At 61.1% G+C, this 16,729-nt stretch carries 13 protein-coding genes and 3 pseudogenes; 9 read left to right on the top strand and 7 right to left on the bottom strand.

Features of this window, described 5'->3' with window-relative positions; translation table 11 throughout:
• Positions 1-23 precede the first annotated feature (23 nt).
• Positions 24-1,655, top strand: a complete 1,632-nt coding sequence (locus tag AB7M33_RS12200; protein ID WP_454242893.1) for an ATP-binding cassette domain-containing protein — start codon at positions 24-26, stop codon at positions 1,653-1,655.
• Positions 1,656-1,904: 249 nt separating this feature from the next.
• Here the strand turns inward: AB7M33_RS12200 and AB7M33_RS12195 are convergent, their stop codons facing one another.
• Together AB7M33_RS12195 and AB7M33_RS12190 are read right to left on the bottom strand one after the other, a co-directional pair.
• Positions 1,905-2,252: a helix-turn-helix transcriptional regulator gene (locus AB7M33_RS12195; protein WP_454244216.1), complete on the bottom strand. Its 348-nt coding sequence runs from the start codon at positions 2,250-2,252 to the stop codon at positions 1,905-1,907.
• A 1,089-nt stretch (positions 2,253-3,341) separates the two neighbouring features.
• Positions 3,342-3,428, bottom strand: a pseudogene (locus tag AB7M33_RS12190) (ATP-dependent helicase C-terminal domain-containing protein); the annotation flags it as partial.
• Between AB7M33_RS12190 and AB7M33_RS12185 the strand changes: the two are divergent.
• Both AB7M33_RS12185 and AB7M33_RS12180 read left to right on the top strand, forming a co-directional pair.
• Positions 3,427-3,795: pseudogene (locus AB7M33_RS12185) on the top strand (hypothetical protein); the annotation flags it as partial. The pseudogenes AB7M33_RS12190 and AB7M33_RS12185 sit on opposite strands and share 2 nt — an antisense overlap.
• Positions 3,796-3,883: 88 nt before the next feature.
• Positions 3,884-4,372 (top strand): hypothetical protein, encoded by a 489-nt coding sequence (locus tag AB7M33_RS12180; RefSeq protein ID WP_085272353.1) that lies wholly within the window; start codon positions 3,884-3,886, stop codon positions 4,370-4,372.
• Between the two features lie 9 nt (positions 4,373-4,381).
• Here AB7M33_RS12180 and hrpB read toward each other — a convergent pair whose 3' ends face one another.
• Positions 4,382-6,910 (bottom strand): ATP-dependent helicase HrpB, encoded by a 2,529-nt coding sequence (gene hrpB / locus AB7M33_RS12175; RefSeq protein WP_454242892.1) that lies wholly within the window; start codon positions 6,908-6,910, stop codon positions 4,382-4,384.
• A gap of 116 nt (positions 6,911-7,026) precedes the next feature.
• Here hrpB and AB7M33_RS12170 point away from each other — a divergent pair, with 116 nt between their 5' ends.
• Positions 7,027-7,446 (top strand): hypothetical protein, encoded by a 420-nt coding sequence (locus tag AB7M33_RS12170; RefSeq protein ID WP_027592641.1) that lies wholly within the window; start codon positions 7,027-7,029, stop codon positions 7,444-7,446.
• Positions 7,447-7,470: 24 nt separating this feature from the next.
• Positions 7,471-8,340: a cation diffusion facilitator family transporter gene (locus AB7M33_RS12165; RefSeq protein ID WP_454242891.1), complete on the top strand. Its 870-nt coding sequence runs from the start codon at positions 7,471-7,473 to the stop codon at positions 8,338-8,340.
• Positions 8,341-8,555: 215 nt separating this feature from the next.
• Here the strand turns inward: AB7M33_RS12165 and AB7M33_RS12160 are convergent, their stop codons facing one another.
• Positions 8,556-9,401 (bottom strand): DUF6515 family protein, encoded by an 846-nt coding sequence (locus AB7M33_RS12160; protein WP_454242890.1) that lies wholly within the window; start codon positions 9,399-9,401, stop codon positions 8,556-8,558.
• A gap of 397 nt (positions 9,402-9,798) precedes the next feature.
• Here AB7M33_RS12160 and AB7M33_RS12155 point away from each other — a divergent pair, with 397 nt between their 5' ends.
• Positions 9,799-10,275, top strand: a complete 477-nt coding sequence (locus AB7M33_RS12155) for an Lrp/AsnC family transcriptional regulator (RefSeq protein WP_003249795.1) — start codon at positions 9,799-9,801, stop codon at positions 10,273-10,275.
• A gap of 53 nt (positions 10,276-10,328) precedes the next feature.
• Positions 10,329-10,532, top strand: coding sequence for a DUF2788 domain-containing protein (locus tag AB7M33_RS12150; RefSeq protein ID WP_027592638.1), 204 nt, complete (start codon positions 10,329-10,331; stop codon positions 10,530-10,532).
• An 87-nt stretch (positions 10,533-10,619) separates the two neighbouring features.
• Here the strand turns inward: AB7M33_RS12150 and AB7M33_RS12145 are convergent.
• From AB7M33_RS12145 to AB7M33_RS12135, 3 genes and pseudogenes are all read right to left on the bottom strand, one after another.
• A pseudogene (locus AB7M33_RS12145) lies at positions 10,620-11,256 on the bottom strand (pseudouridine synthase).
• A gap of 6 nt (positions 11,257-11,262) precedes the next feature.
• Positions 11,263-12,726, bottom strand: coding sequence for an AMP nucleosidase (gene amn, locus AB7M33_RS12140; RefSeq protein ID WP_027592636.1), 1,464 nt, complete (start codon positions 12,724-12,726; stop codon positions 11,263-11,265).
• Between the two features lie 71 nt (positions 12,727-12,797).
• On the bottom strand, positions 12,798-14,450 hold the full coding sequence (locus tag AB7M33_RS12135) for an acyl-CoA dehydrogenase family protein (protein WP_454242889.1): 1,653 nt from the start codon (positions 14,448-14,450) through the stop codon (positions 12,798-12,800).
• Positions 14,451-14,682: 232 nt separating this feature from the next.
• Between AB7M33_RS12135 and AB7M33_RS12130 the strand changes: the two genes are divergently transcribed.
• Both AB7M33_RS12130 and AB7M33_RS12125 read left to right on the top strand, forming a co-directional pair.
• On the top strand, positions 14,683-16,095 hold the full coding sequence (locus AB7M33_RS12130) for a PAAR domain-containing protein (protein WP_454242888.1): 1,413 nt from the start codon (positions 14,683-14,685) through the stop codon (positions 16,093-16,095).
• Position 16,096: 1 nt separating this feature from the next.
• Positions 16,097-16,507 carry a hypothetical protein gene (locus AB7M33_RS12125; RefSeq protein WP_099430526.1) on the top strand — a complete coding sequence of 137 codons (411 nt, stop codon included), beginning with the start codon at positions 16,097-16,099 and terminating at the stop codon, positions 16,505-16,507.
• The last annotated feature ends 222 nt before the right edge of the window (positions 16,508-16,729 follow it).

Here is a 16,729-nt window from a genome sequence, read left to right as displayed (position 1 = left end):
CCTGGGTTCGGGAAGAGATCGAGATGAGTAGCGACGACGCCACCTTGATCATCAAGGACCTGACCTTGCGCCTACCAGACGGCAGGCCGCTGTTCTCGGGACTTAACGCAACGTTCTCCAGGCAGTTCACCGGTATCGTCGGGCCCAACGGCAGCGGCAAATCGATATTGGCGCAGATCATGGCGGGTCGCTTGGCCGCGAGCGAAGGCAGCGTCCAATGTGCTGGCAGTGTCGGTTATTTGCCGCAATGGCTCGGGCCAATCAGCGGCACCGTTGCCGATCTGCTGGGGGTACATAGCGCTTTGCAGGCCCTGGCCGAGGTCGAGGCGGGCGCCTACGACCCGGCGCTGTTCGACCTGATCGACGACCGCTGGAACCTGCCGGGCGATATCCACGCATGCCTGACGCGCCTGGGCCTGGCCCACCTTCCACTCGATCGCGCAAGCGAGGCCTTGAGCGGAGGCGAGACTGTACGCCTGATGCTCGCCGGTCTGCGCCTTGGCGGCGCACGGGTATTGATACTCGACGAACCCACCAACCATCTGGATCGCCAGGCACGCGAGCAGTTGAGCAAAGAACTGCGCCAGGGCAAGGAAACCCGCATTGTCATCTCCCACGACCGGGCGCTGCTGGAACATGCCGATCGTATCCTCGAGCTTCGCAGCGACGCTCTGGTTCAATACAGCGGCGGCTACATCAGCTATCGCGAGCAGCGCCAAGCCGAGCAGGACAACGCCCAGGCTGCCCTGGTCAGGGCACGCGCGGCACGCGACAGCGTCGAACAGCAGATCGCCATGGCCCGCCAGCGCGAGGTGCAAAGTGCCAGTCATGGCCGCAAGGTGGCGCGTGCCACCGGTACCCCAGCCATCGTCGCCAATGCGCAGGCAGAGCGCGCCGAACAGCACAGTGGCCATCAGCGCATCCAACAGGCGCGCCTAAGCCAGATTGCACGCGAGCGAGTCGACCAAGCCAATGCGAACGTCGAGCCGGTACGCCCAAGCCAACTGCTTGCACCGACCGGCTTGGTTGCCAATGCAACCCAGGTGGTCACCCTCGAACACTGCGAGCTCCCCTACGGTCCCCCCGAGAGCCGCTTCATCGACCTCACCTTGCACGGCCCGATGCGAGTCGCAGTGATCGGGCCGAACGGCTGCGGAAAATCAACCCTGTTGAAGGTAATAGCCGGACAGCAGGTACCCGCCAGCGGCATCGCCCGGCGTGTATTACGCACTCACCTGATCGACCAGCACGCTCAAACCTTCGACCCCGAGCATAGTATCGAGCAGGTGCTGCGTAATAAACTGGGCACTATCGAGGAGGGCCGCTTTCGCCAGGTCTTCGCCAACGCCGGGCTCGACGCTCGGCAGATGGCTACACCATTCGACCGGCTCAGTGGTGGCGAACGCCTGCGCGCAGCGCTTGCCTGGCTGGCAGGCGGCCCCGAACAGACGCAACTATTGCTGCTCGACGAAGTGAACAATCATCTCGACATCGCGGCCTTGGAAGCAGTCGAGCAGTTACTCGGACAATTCAAGGGCGCGCTTATCGTGAGTGCTCACGACCCTGATTTTCTGCACGCCTTGGAATTGACGCACCAGTTGATCTGGCAACCAACGGGTTGGCGCTACGAGCCGTGGGATGATAACGGGCGGTGAAGGCTTAATTACAATTCCCGAATTTGTAACCCGGAACTTCAAGGCATCGTGAGCAGGGAATTATCCTACACCCGTTCCAGACAGCTTCGCTGTTGCTGAATTTTGCAAGCAAGGCTAATTCCCCCGGATGACAGACTTGGGGCTAGGCCACGACACAAGATTCTGCAACTACTGATACTGGTAGTAGGACGATTACCTCCAGCATAAGTCGCCCAACAGAGGAACCGAACTTAGGAATCGCACTTATCCCTATATGGCATTGATAGCTGCCGCATAAGTAGCCGCCTGTAGCTTTGTATTACAATTCATCTTTTTTGATATCTGCTTCAAGTGATAATTTACGGTATTACCAGATATCCCCAAGATCACAGCCACATCATTTGTGCACTTCCCATCTGCCGTCCACCGGAGTATTTCAATCTCTCGTTCCGTCAACGCAGACGTACCACACTCAAAGAGATTTAGAGCCACGCAATATCGCCGGACCAAGTCATTTAAATATCTAAGCTTCCATGCGGCTGCCCCCTTCTCGCCCTCTGTCACCGCCGATCCATTCCGCGTGTAAGAGATGGAGTACAATGTACTATCAGCACCCATGGCCGCGTAAGTGATACCGTGCGCTTCTAGCTCGCTTTCCGGGCACCCCCAACGCAAGCTATCGTGAGGGTCTAAGGCTTGAGACCATATCATTACATTAGCTGAAGCAACGCTTCTACTCGCCACCCGCTCAAGCACAGAAAATCGTCCGGCGCCACCTTGATGGAGCGCTGGCTGACCTTCCCCTGTCATTAGGTAGAAACTGGGACGCGTAAACGGTACCGGTGACTTTATGAATAGAATGGCCTGCTGGAAGAGACTTCCAGCCGCTTCTAACACAAGGATACGCCCAATATCATTTAGCCCTTGAACTTTATGAAACGCAGCATCGATCTGAGCACACCATTTCACACACTCACATGTCATACGCACCTCGGAAATTCGCGCTGCTCTTCTAATCTTATTGTAAAAATATATGTCTTACGCTTCAGAACCAGCAGACTCACAGTATAGGTGCAAAAGTCCGAAAGTGCTCTTAATCTGATTCCTCCAAGCCCTGCGGTACGACTACCACCAATCAGCATGCTTCACAACTACCAAAATTAGTAGCTGGTCACCTAGAGTGATATTTAATGGCCACTGCCGCAACCCATGAAACATAAAGTATCATTTGGCATTTTCGACCCCAACTAAAATAAAATAGCGTAACAGACCAAAAGCCTACCTCCTGAATACCGAGCACAAATAAGCCACAAGAGCCATGGGGAAGCGCCGGATAAATTTAGAACATAGATGAAGGACTGAAGTATGGATAACGACAGCGATGTCCACTATGAGTTCATGGTCCGGGGGGGGGGGGGGGGGGGGGGGGGGGGGGGGGCTGTGTCGAAATGGCCAACCACGTGATTAAAAAAACGGAAAGGTGGAATTCAAAAAATTATTAATCAAGTTTAATAACTCACCAACACATGTGCTTCCCTGTTAGATCTTATTTGTCACATCCGAAACAAGATATTCGTACGAACATTGATTCGTGGATGACGGCTCAATCACTGCGAAGACAGATCCGCTACGCCCCCCCGCGACATCCTCATCCCCACATCAGGATTTTTGGGCTTCACTGGAGCTGTCGCCTCGGCCACTAGCGGGCAGGTGCAGCTTGACCTGCTGTCGCCCTTGGGCGATGCGTGGCGTGCCTGCCAGGCCAAACAGCTCCTGCAGGCGCACGGCGTGGATGCAACTGTGGCCGCAACTGGTCCTGCCGATCATAGCGGGCCTGGCGTTGTTCATCTTCCCGGGCGCGTAGGTCACGATCAACCTGGTGTTCGCCGAATACCTGCTGGTACTGCGGGGCCTGCCGGTAGTGCAGGCGATGCGCGAAAGTGCGCGGGTGACCACCAGCAACTTCCTGCGCATCATGATCTGCGTGCTGGCGGTGCTGGCGCCGATCTGGCTGATCGCCGGGTTTCTGCTGATGGCCTTCCCGGTACCGTCCCCCGGCATGGAACTGGCCATGGACAGCCTCAGCGGCTTTTTGCAGCTGTTCAGCACCGTAATGCTGTACCGCCTGTTCATGCTGCTAGAGTCTCCAGCCAGCAGCTGAGAGCAGTGCCGTGAAAAGGTTCACGCTGCCCCTGCCTGCCATGCCTGTCTAACGTGCGTGCTTCCTCAATTGAACACGAGAAAGCACCATGGACGAAGACATTCAAGCGAGCCACGCCAAGTCGTTCCGCGGCAAATTGTACATGCGGTCTGGCGGTCGCAATATTGCGCTGCGGTTGAGCCGCAACAGCGACAATCCCACCTGGGGCACGCCCGAAGAGGACTGGCTGCAAGTTGGAGGACGAGAAGATTCGCCAACTGTGGACTTCCATTTCGACTCCCAGACCGAGGATCGACTGCATTATCACCTCTGCATTCCATGGTATCCGCGCACCAAGAAACTGGGTGTTAGCCGCAACGGCTACCTCGGCTTCTACTGGAACGCCGAGGTGACCGACTTCTGGAAAATCGAACCCTTGCACATGACCGAGGAAGGCCTCGTTTGCTATCTACGTGACCACAGGGGCCACCGGGTTGGCGCCATGCACAATGATCAGCATTACAACGGGGACGGGATTGCATTTCTCAACGTAGATCAGGGCGTGGTCGCCCCTTTCCTGCTCAAGCAGATCGGTTGAGGCAGTAGCTCAGGTACCCCGCGGTTTGGCCCGCGCCGTGGCCTCGGCCACCAGCGGGTCATCCGGCCAATAGTGCTTGGGATAGCGGCCCTTGAGGTCCTTCTTCACCTCGGCATAGGTCGTGCGCCAGAAGTTGGCCAGGTCCTGGGTCACTTGAACGGGCCGGCGTGCTGGCGATAGCAGGTGCAACTTGACCTGCTGTCGCCCTTGGGCGATGCGTGGCGTGTCTGCCAGGCCAAACAGCTCCTGCAGGCGCACGGCGAGGATGGGCGGGTTTTCACTGTAGTCCAGCCGTATGTGCGAGCCGGACGGCACGGCCAGGTGCGCCGGCGCCCATTCGTCGAGGCGCTGTGGCAAGGGCCATGGCAACAGGTTGCGCAGCATCGACGACAGGTCCAACGCGGCAAAATGGCTCAAGCGGGAGACTTTGCCCAGGTAGGGTTGCAGCCAGCCTTCCAGGGTCGCCAGCAGGGCTTCGTCGCTTAAATCTGGCCATTCACTTTGCCCGGTCTTGTCCAGGTCCAGCTGACGTAACAACGCCACCCGCGCCTGCCACTGGCGCAACTCGGGTGTCCAGGTCAGCAGGTTCAAGCCTTTACGCCGTACCAGGCCGAGCAGGGCTCTGGCGCGGGCGTCGTCGTCCAGGCCAGGCAACGGCTCGCGGCTGAGCACCAGTTCGCCGACCTTGGTCTGGCGCTCGGCGCGCAGCACCTGCTCGCGGTCGTCCCAGTCGAGGATATCAATACGCTCGACCTGCTCGGCCAGCACGTCGTCCAGCAGTGCGGGGTCGAACTCGGCCGCCAGGTAAATGCGTTCTTCCCGCTGGCCTTGGCGGCTGCCCAGGTCGGCAATCACCAGCCAGGGGCATTTCATCAAGGCATCGACCTCGGCGAACAGGGCCGCGCGGCCATTGGCCAGGCGATACTCGGCACCGCCCTCGCGGCGCTGCTGGGCAACCCGGTCTGGGTAGGCCAGCGCCAACAGTGCGCCCAACCAGCGTGGATGATCAGGGTCGGCAACCCCGGCACCCGCCTTGCCACGCAGCAGCCCCCGGTACTGGCGGGCCAGCTGCCGCGCACGCTGCACGCCGCCCTGCCCGCCTCGGGCTGTTTTGCTTTCACCGCTGATCAGCGCCAGCCGGCTGTGCAGGTCGGCGCCACCCCCGCGCTGGATATCACGCTCACCCAACAAGGCCGCGACATCACAGGCCATGGCCGCCAAGCCCAGACCCTGCCCGCGCAGCAGCAAATGGGCGATACGTGGGTGGGCCGGCAGTTCGGCCATGGCCTGGCCGTGCTCGCTGAGGTTGTCGCGGCTGCCCGCCTTGAAGGCACTGAGCCGTGCCAGCAGGTCCTGGGCCTGGGAGAACGCCGCCGCGGGCGGCTGGTCCAGCCAGCGCAGTTGATCAGGCGTGACGCCCCACCGGGCCAGTTGCAAGGCCAGGCCGGCGAGGTCGGCCTGGAGGATTTCTGCGCTGCCATGCGCCGCCAACTGGTCATGCTGGGCCTCGGACCACAGCCGGTAGCACACCCCCGGCTCCAGGCGGCCAGCCCGGCCGGCGCGCTGGGTGGCGCTGGCGCGAGAGATACGCTGGGTGTCGAGCCGCGTCATGCCGCTGCCGGGGTCGAAGCGCGGCACCCGTGCCAAGCCGGCATCAACCACCACGCGCACGCCGTCGATGGTCAGGCTGGTTTCGGCGATGTTGGTGGCCAGCACCACTTTGCGCTTGCCGGCAGGGGCTGGGTCGATCGCCGCACGCTGGGCATTGAGGTCGAGCTCGCCGTGCAATGGGCAAAGCAGGATGTCGGAACGTTCGCCCAGCATGTCCTGAAGGCTCTGATGAACGCGGCGGATTTCGGCCTGGCCGGGCAGGAATACCAGCACACTGCCGGCCTGGTCCGCCAGCGCATGGAGCACGCACTCGACGACCCGCGGCTCGATGAACTCGCCCGGCTGGAACGGCCGACCCCAGCGGATATCCACCGGGTACATGCGGCCTTCGCTGCTGACCACCGGCGCATCGTCGAGCAGCCGCGACAGCCGCTCGCCCTCCAGCGTCGCCGACATCAGCAAGATTTTCAGGGGCGGCTCGTCACGTAGCAGTTCACGCCCATTGAGGCTCAAGGCCAGGGCCAGGTCAGCGTCCAGGCTGCGTTCGTGGAACTCGTCGAAGATCAACAGCCCCACGCCATCCAGCGCAGGGTCTGCCTGCAAGCGGCGGGTGAGAATACCCTCGGTGACCACCTCGATACGGGTCTTCGGCCCGACCTTACTGTCCAGGCGAATGCGGTAGCCCACGGTCTCCCCGACCTTTTCACCCAGCTCGCTGGCCAGCCTTTCGGCCGCCGCGCGGGCGGCCAAGCGGCGTGGTTCGAGCATCACGATGGTTTGCCCGGCCAGCCACGGCGCGTCCAGCAATGCCAAGGGCACACGGGTGGTCTTGCCGGCGCCGGGCGGTGCTTCGAGCACGGCTTCGTCGCGGTTTTCCAGGGCCTGGCGCAAGGCGGGCAAAACAGTATCGATCGGTAATGAAATCATGGTGGTCCTCGAACAGTCGGGCGAGTATAACGGCGAACCCAGCCTGCTCTATCATGGTCTTAGCATCAGGTGCTGGCGCTTCGCTTGCCCTGCTGAATACCTTTTCGGAGATTTACATGCGTATCCCATCCCGTGTCATCGGCGGCGCCCTCATCGTCACCTTGCTGACCCAGCTGACGGCCTGCGGCACGCTGTTCTACCCAGACCGCCGCGGCCAGATCGACGGCAAGATCGACCCCGTGGTCGCCGCCATGGATGCCATCGGCATTCTCTTCTACGTGATCCCCGGGCTGATCGCCTTCGGCATCGATTTTGCCACCGGCGCCATCTACTACCCAGGTGGCCGCACAGCCCAGGTCGCCCCAGAGAAACTGCGCGAAGCGGTAAGCCCGGACGGTAAGGTCGACAACCTCAAGCTGCAGGCCATTCTTGAAAGCGAACTGGGCCAGCGCCTGCCGCTGAACGACCCACGGCTGATCCAGCACCGTGGCAGCGTCGAGCAACTGGCCGCCTACCAGCTGGTACCGGCTGCCTGACCCAGACAAGGACATCGCCCCGGCATGATCACCCCGGCTGAACACCAGCGCCTGCTGCGCCTGGCCACCCGCGCGTCACTGGCGGTGGCCAGCATCCTGGTCGTGAGCAAGGCGCTGGCCTGGTGGCTGAGCGGCTCGGTCAGCCTGTTGGCCGGGTTGACCGATTCGGCACTGGACGCCGTCGCCTCGTTTCTCAACTTGCTCGCCGTGCATTACGCCCTGCGCCCGGCCGATGACGACCATCGGTTTGGCCACGGCAAGGCCGAGGCCTTGGCGGGTATGGCCCAGGCGCTGTTCATCGCAGTCAGCGCGGTGCTGATCGGGGTACAGGCGGTCGAACGCCTGCAAACCCCGCTACCCTTGGGTGACACGGGCGTCGGCATCGCGGTCATGCTGCTTTCACTGGCCTTGACCGTTGCCTTGCTGGCGTTGCAGCACAAGGTCATACGCCTGACCGGCTCCACTGCGGTGCGGGCTGACTCCCTGCACTACCGCTCAGACCTGCTGCTGAACGGCAGCATCTTGCTGGCTTTGCTGCTGACCCAGTTTGGCTGGTCGCAACTGGATGCCCTGTTCGGCTTGGGCATTGCCTTCTACATTCTCTGGAGTGCGCTGCAGATCGCGCGGGAGAGCACCGCCATCCTGATGGACAAGGAGCTGCCGGGCGATGTGGGCGAGGCGATGTCCGCCCTGGTGCTGGCCATCCCTGGCGTGAAGGGGGTGCATGATGTGCGTACTCGGGTTTCGGGCAACCAGTGGTTCGTGCAGTTGCACCTGGAGTTGCCGGGCGAGCTGGCGCTGCATGAAGCGCACAGTCTGTGCGTGGCGGCATCGGAGGTGATTCGCCAGCGTTATCCACAGGCGGATGTGATGGTGCACGCCGACCCGGTGTAATCCTGTCCGGCCCTATCGCCGGCAAGCCGGCTCCCACCCGAACTGTGTAGCCTCAAAGCCTAGCGCCGCACCTGTGGGAGCTGGCTTGCCAGCGATAAGGCCGGCACAAGCCCCACAAGACAGTTGCTCCCACAGGAAAACGCAGGCCTTGAGCACTGCACAGTTCTGTGGGAGCCGGCTTGCCGGCGATAGGGCCGGATCATTCAGCGACAATTTCAGTTGATGCTGTAACCCCGCCCGCTGAAACAAGCGCCCAGCGCACGCCGGTAGGTATCGGTCACATTCAAAGGGGGTGCATAGGCCGCCGTCGCCGGGTCAAAGCCTGACTGGCTCACCGCCCAACGGTGGCACTGGTAGCGGTCCTGTTCCTGCTGCTCCTGCCCCTGGCCATACATTGGATAAGCCACCACGTCGTAGCCGCCAACTGCGGGTGGAACAGGCGCGGGTGCAGCCATCGGCGGGTTCACCACCACATACTCGCGGCTGTCCGCCAAGTACTGGTAATAGGTATCGGCTACCAGGAAGAACAGCGCCCCACCCAGCCACACCTCACGGGCATACGCCGGCAGGTACTCCACCCGCGCACCATAAGGCGGTGCCACGACGATGTAACTGCCGCCGTGCGGTCGATACCAATAGCCGCCCGAATAGAAGTAGTCGTGCCCGCGGTAAGGCACCTTCCAGTGGCGATCCGGGAAGCGGTCGATGGTCTGCCCTGGGCGATACTGCGGCCCTGGCCCCCAGCCATTGCCATGGCCGTCCGGGCGCCCCTGCCAGTCACCGCCCGGCCGCTGCCCCGGCCCACCGGCTTGCCAATAGCGGTTATCGCCATTGTGCCGGGGGATGTCCTGGTAATAACCCTGGCGCGGGGGCTGGGTCTGGCGTACTTCGTCGCGCGAGTTGAGCGGGGAGCGGCCCGCGGCGGCGCCGTTCGGGTCCTGTGGCCCGTTGCCGCCATGGCCCCCGCCATGCCCCTCATCAGGCCCCTGCGCCACAGCGCCAAGGCTGATGCTCAACGTAACCAAACCAACACCTGCCCACTGCCAGATGCGCGACTTCATGGTGCCCCTCTCGATCAAAATGACTGCAGCCGCTGCCAGTCTACCGCGCCGGCCACACCGGCAACTTAAAATCGCGGACATGAAAAAAGGGAGGCCGTTGGGCCTCCCTTTGGGAATTGTCGTCCGTGCTCGGCACTTGTGGCGCCGGCTCACCTCACGCCGTCTTCTGGACGGTGTGTAGCCCGGGGGCCTGGCGGATCCTGTTGGATGGCTGGGCCGCGACCGCTCGCCTAGAGCGCGTCGCCGTGGACTGATGTCCGGGCAGTGATTCTGTGGATAAAGATACCGGGCAGAGGGCGACAGAGGATTGCGAAGATTGCTCAGATAAATAGCACTTGCGCAATTTTTCACCTTAGATTGATAATTCATCGCAATCTGAACAGAAAAGGCATATTCCATGAGCAAACTTGACCGCTACGACCTGAGCATCCTCGCCGAACTGCAGCGCGATGCGCGCATTTCCAACCAGGAGCTGGCCGAACGCATCGGCTTGTCGCCTTCGCCGTGCTCGCGTCGGGTCAAACAACTCGAGGACGACGGCTACATCTCGCGCCAGGTTGCCCTGCTCGATCGCAAGAAGCTGGGGTTGAGCCTGACCGCCTATGTACTGATCGGCATGGACCGCCACACCCCAGAGCGCTTCGAGACCTTCGAGGCCGCCATTCGCAACTTGCCCCAGGTGCTTGAATGCAGCCTGGTCACCGGTATGGACGCCGACTACCAGCTCAAGGTGGTGGTACCGGACATGGACCACTATCAAAAATTGCTACTCGGCAGCCTGACCCGCATCGAAGGCGTCACCAGCGTGCGTTCGAGCTTCGTGCTGAACCAGGTACTGGCCAGTACCGAGCTTCCATTGACCCACCTGCGTTGAATACTTCATCGCCCGGCGTATGATCGAGCGCTCAGCCTGCCTGGAGAACACTGATGGATCCCGCCGTATTCGAAGAATGGATGATGATCATCCTCGTCACCGTGTTGATCGGTTTCATGGGCTTTATCGTCTGGGACCTGGCGAAAAAGTCCAAGGCCGGGCGGTTCGGCACCCTGATCCTGTTCTTCGTGCTGGGGCTTGGGGTACTGGCCTTTATCATCAAGAGCGTGGTGGTGGCTTTTCTGGAGGGTGTGTAGGCGCAGCCTTGTGCTGCGAAGGGGCCCCTGGCCGCTCGCCAAGATCTAGGTCGAACATACCGGCCCTTTCGCAGCACAAGGCTGCTCCTACCGAGTTAGTTTGGCTGGCACTTCGCGCCAACAGCCTTGGTCCAACCCGTCCAGCGTCCAGTCGCCAATCCGCACCCGCACCAGGCGCAAGGTAGGCAACCCCACCGCCGCCGTCATCCGCCGCACCTGGCGGTTGCGCCCTTCGCGAATCACCAACTCCAGCCAATGGGTCGGCACGCTCTTGCGAAAACGTACCGGCGGGTTGCGCGGCCACAGTTCAGGTTCATCCAGGCGGCGGGCCTCGGCCGGCAAGGTCGGGCCGTCATTGAGCATCACTCCATCGCGCAGGCGTTGCAACTGCTCGTCGCTCGGCTCACCCTCCACTTGTACCCAGTAAGTCTTGGCCAGCTTGTGCTTGGGGTCGGCGATGCGCGCCTGCAGGCCGCCATGGTTGGTCAGCAGCAGCAGGCCTTCACTGTCGCGGTCCAGGCGCCCGGCCGGGTAGACGCCCGGGATGTCGATGAAGTCCTTGAGGGTCGCGCGCCCCTTCACCATCGCTGAACTGGGTCAGCACGTCGAACGGCTTGTTGAACAGGATCAAACGCGGCTCGGCCGGCGGCGCCTTGGGCTGGCGACGCGGGTCGGCAGGCCGCGCCTGAGGGCGGCGCGGCTTGGAACGGGGTGGCAGGGGCATGGATCCTCAGCGGAACGGCGGCTCATCGAAGCTGCGCAGTTTACGCGAGTGCAACGAATTGAGCTCGGTACGTAGCAGGTCGAGGGCGGCAATGCCGATCTTCAAATGCTGGCTGACCGCCCGGTTGTAGAACGCGTTGGCCGAGCCTGGCAGCTTGATCTCGCTGTGCAGCGGCTTGTCGGAGACACACAGCAACGTGCCGTACGGCACCCGCAAGCGGTAGCCTTGGGCGGCTATGGTGCCACTCTCCATGTCCACCGCCACCGCACGTGACAGGTTGATCAATGGCCGCTCCTGGGCCCAGCGCAGTTCCCAGTTACGGTCGTCATAGGTCAACACGGTGCCGGTGCGCAGACGCTTTTTCAGCTGTTCGCCGCGCTCGCCGGTCACCTGTGCTGCCGCCTCCTGCAAGGCCATCTGCACCTCGGCCAGAGCCGGGATCGGAATGTTTGGCGGCACCACACGGTCAAGAATGCCGTCGCGCCGCATGTACGCATGCGCCAGCACATAGTCACCGATGGTCTGCGACTGACGCAGGCCGCCGCAGTGGCCGATCATCAGCCAGCAGTGCGGGCGAAGCACGGCCAGGTGGTCGGTGATGTTCTTGGCATTGGAAGGGCCGACGCCGATGTTGACCAAGGTCACGCCGTCGCCATCGGCGGCGATCAGGTGGTAGGCCGGCATCTGGTAACGGTGCCAGACCACGCTGGCCACCAGGGCCTGGGTTTCGCCATGGTCCATGCCTTTTTCGATCACCACGTTGCCCGGCAGCACCATGCGCACGAAACGCGGGTCGTCACGTAGTTGCTCAAGGCCATGGCTGATGAACTGGTCGACATAGCGGTGGTAGTTGGTCAGCAAAATCCACGGCTGTACATGCCGCCAGTCGCTGCCGGTGTAGTGCACCAGGCGACGCAGAGAGAAGTCGACACGCGCGGCATCGAACAGCGCCAGCGGCAGGGTTTCGGTGCTGTCCCAGTCGTACAGGCCATCGGCGATATTGTCGGTGGCTGCCGACAGGTCAGTGCTGGGGAACACCCGCGCCAGCTGGGCGGCGGTGATGCCGCTGCCGGCCAGCTCGTCGCCCTGGTCGACCACGTACGGGTACGGGATGTTCTGCTCGCTCACTCCCACTTCCACCGTCACGGTGTAGTCGTGCATGAGCGGGCGCAGTTGCTCGAGCAGATAGCCACGGAACGCGGCTGGCTGGGTGACGGTGACGCTGTAGGTGCCGGCGACCTGGACTTTGGCGTAGGCACGCGTGGTGGCCGCGACCTCACCCTGGCTGTAATAGGTCAGGCGCAGCGCGGGATAACGGAACAGCCCGCGCTCGTCGGCATCGGGCTCGGTTCGGTCCTTGAGGTAGCGCTTGAGGGCTTGGCTGAGGGCACCGGTGGCCTGTTCATGCAGGGCCGCCAGACGGTCGACGGCCTGTTCTGGGGTATCAACGACTACAAAAGCGTGGCTCACACTGTGCTTCCTGTCTGGACATGCATGTGGACCATCTTGCCTGCCTTCGTGGGTAAATACACCCCCATTGATCAGTCTTGCCAGACCGGCGTGGCCCTTGCCACCAGCGCCTGCACATCCACACCCCGCGGCAGCGCGCCATAGGCCCGACCACCACCGGCCAGGCGGCTGCCGATGAACGCATCGCTGACCACCGCATTACCCGCCTCCAGCAGCAGCTTGGCCTGCAGCGCCAGTGCAATGTCCTCGGTCAGCTGACGGGCGCGGTACTGGATGTCAGTGGTGTCGGCGAACGCCCCCTTGAGGTTGCCAATGTGCGCAGCCAGCCGTGGGTCGCCATGGCCATCACCCAGCTCGGTGAACAGCGCGTCCAGCACCCCCGGCTCCTTGGACAACGCCCGCAACACGTCCAGGCACTGCACATTGCCCGAGCCTTCCCAGGTCGAGTTGACCGGTGCTTCGCGGTACAACCGCGGCAGGATACTGTCTTCGACGTACCCGGCCCCGCCCAGGCATTCGGCGGCCTCGTTGATCATTGCCGGGGCACGCTTGCAGATCCAGTACTTGCCCACCGCTGTGACCAGCCGGGCAAAATGCGCCTGCTGCGGGTCATCGAGCTCCTCCAGGGCCTGCCCCATGCGCAGGCTCAGGGCCAGCGCCGCCTCGCTCTCCAGCGCCAGGTCGGCCAGCACGTTCTGCATCAGCGGCTGCTCGTTCAATACCCGGCCGCCGACCTTACGGAACGCGCAATGATGGGCGGCCTGGGTGAGGGCCTGGCGCATCAGGGCACTGGAGCCGACCATGCAGTCGAAACGGGTCATGGCGACCATCTCGATAATGGTCGGCACACCCCGCCCTTCTTCACCCACCATCCACGCCAGGGCGCCCCGAAACTCGACTTCACTGGACGCATTGGAGCTGTTGCCCAGCTTGTTTTTCAAGCGCTGGATATAGAACTGGTTGCGGTTGTCATCCGGGCGATGGCGGGGCAACAAGAAGCAGCTCAGGCCTCTTTCGGTCTGGGCCAGGGTAAGAAAGGCATCGCACATCGGCGCCGAGCAAAACCACTTGTGCCCGACCAGTTCATACGCCTGGCCAGGGCCCGGCGCACCGACCGGGTAGGCGCGCGTGGTATTGGCACGCACGTCGGTGCCGCCCTGCTTCTCGGTCATGGCCATGCCCAGGGTAACCCCGGCCTTGTGCCGGTCCCCGACGTTGCGCGGGTCATATTCGCAGGCCAGGATTTTCGGCAGCCAGTACTCGGCCAGTTCGGGCTGAAGGCGCAGCGCCGGCACGGCGGCGAAAGTCATGGTCAGCGGGCAGCCAGTGCCAGCTTCGGCCTGGCTGTGCAGGTAGGTCATCGACGCGCGCGCCACATGCGCACCGGCACGGGGTTCTGCCCATGGCAGAGAAGGCAGACCGTGCTCGACGGCAGTGCGCATCAGCTCGTGGTAGGCCGGGTGGAACTCGACCAAGTCAATACGATGGCCATAACGGTCGTGGCTGCTGAATTCGGGCTTGTGCGCGTTGGCCAAGAAGCCCGCAGCCATCAGCGGCCCACCGGCCAAGGCACCGTACGCATCGATCCGCGACTCGGCCCAGCCAGCGCCAAAACGCCGCGACCACTCCTGTAAGGGTTGGTCAAGGCGATACAGGTTGGCGCCGTCGAGGGACGGCGGCTGGTTGGTGACTTCGTGGGTTTCAGCGTACTGGTGCAGGTTCATTGGCAGCTCCTGGATCCGTGCAGGCCTGAAAGTCCCAGTGAAGCACTCCCTGGGGGTCAGTCAAAGTGACAAAAATGACTAATCGGAATGGCATTTGGCTGCGGCGGTGATTATCGGACGACATCCAAATCTGCATTTCGTGTAGGAGGTTTCCTAAACCATTCTTCCAGTGAAATGTGCCGTTTCCAGAGTGCTAGGTTCGGGCTTCCACCCTTTCAGGAAGCGTCGAACCATGAGCCAGCGTATGAACATCCTTGGCAAAGGCCAGGGACTCGACGGCGACCAGACCACCACAGGTGCCATCTGCATCGCCGGCCAGGCACGTGGGCGTGTACACGGGAGCGGCTGGCTGCTGGTGGGCGACAAAACAACACCCTGCCCACTCTGCGGTAACGAAGGGACCATCGTTGAAGGCGAACGTCGATGGAAGCAGGACGGGATACCGACCGCCGTGGATGGCGCACTGGTCCAGTGCGGTTGCCCCATAGGCAGCAATCGGGTAGTCGCGCCCATGCACCAGCGACCTCATCCCCGAAGTACATCAGTCACATTGCCCACACCTCAGGCTGCCTCTCAAACAAACAGCAGCACACCCACCCGTCATGCTAACCAGCCCGCAGCTGCCAGGCTGCCAGAGCTAGAGCCAGGCTTTTACATCATTCCACGCAGCATGTCGTACGACCAGGTGCTAACTAGGCTGAGTGATACACAATCGGTACTGCCGGATGCCATGTTGAAAAGGCTCAACCCGACTTATCAACAAGGCTTCAAAGCCGGCGAAATTTTCATTATCGGCGACCCACGGAACGGCCACGCCTGCACTCGCCAGGAAATGCACGCGATGAGTGCGGCGGAACTTGCACGTGAAGCCTTGGCAGAGCTGACACCCGAAGAAGCCAACTTCATGATGCGTCACCAGGCCGAGATTGCCGGTTTGCTTAGCGATGTAAGCCTGGCGATGGGGGTGAGCGAGGCGATGATGGCCAAATCGCTAGATGAACTAGGCACCACACTGCGCAATATCGAAAAGCTGCATCAGCAGCAGTTCTCGAAGCATGGACACCTGCGCAGCGCGGAGTTCTTCGCCGAGCGTAAAGAACTGTTCCGGCAACTGAATGCCAAGCTGAGGGTAAGTTATCTTAACAAGCGTATGGAGCTTGGTAGTTACGACACCCTGCGTCGAGGATTGGGGATATCCAGCCGGAGCCTTGTTCATCATTGGAGCAAAGCTGGAGCACCGGGGCAAATTCCGGGGTATTCAACCCACCTGGATAAGTTGGCAAGCATGTCGAAATACCTGAAAGCTGGGGGACATATAGGCATGGCGCTCGGCGGTGGTAGTTCACTGTTAAAAATCAAGGAGGCTTGCCGAGCAGGTGATACTGAGAGCTGCAAAAAAATCAGATTAAAAGAAACTGGAAATTTTTTGGGTGGGGTAGCAGGTGGCGTCATAACCGGAGCAATAGCCAGTAGGCTGGCTATCGTAGCTTGCGTGGGCTTTGGCCCCATTGGAGCAGCCGTTTGCAGTATTGCTATAACAGGTGCGGGATCAATGGCTGGTAGTGTGGGTGGAATGGCCGCCGGCGAAGAAGTCGGCGAGGTAGTCTTTGAAATCACAGAGCCAATGAGGCCTCGGGACGAGTAGAATGGATATAATTTTAAAAATAGTAAACCACCCCTTCGCCTGGAAAATAGTAGCGCTACTGGCTCCTTGGTTCATGATATTCCTAGGGATATTCATGATTGCTAGGCTGGCCTGGACCAAAAACCTTGAAACCATGCTCACTTCACTGTCGAGCAGCTATTATCTGAATTCCATTACCACTCCCTTCAAATCTCTTGGATTGAAAGGACGATTCTGGCTCGCCTGCGCAATTGGCTGCCTGCTGAGCTGGCCAACCTATGCCATTCACATCCGCTTGAACAAATTGGACAAGCGCGAGGTAGAAAACTTCCCTAAAAAACTAAAACGCCAACTAAAATCAGCCGAACTGTTGATGTTCGCTGGAGCAGCACTAGCATTTGCGAGCTATTTATACTTCAAGAAAGCGATGTAGCCCGATCAATGACGCTTTCGCATGCGGAATAGTGATTTCGTGCGCAGGAGCTTTGGCTAGTAGCGTTGCCGGCATGAAACATGGAGAATTAATCTTCGAGGACTCTGAAAATGATTGACCACCTTGACGTAAAACTAAGGCTATTGTTGTTAGGCACTCCTTTCTTCCTCGCCTTGGCCGGGCTTGTATCTGACCTTCACATCGCTTGCTCTAGTCAATATG

This window comes from Pseudomonas sp. Y3 TE3536, assembly GCF_053629175.1.
This window is presented reverse-complemented; position numbering and strand designations above follow the sequence as displayed.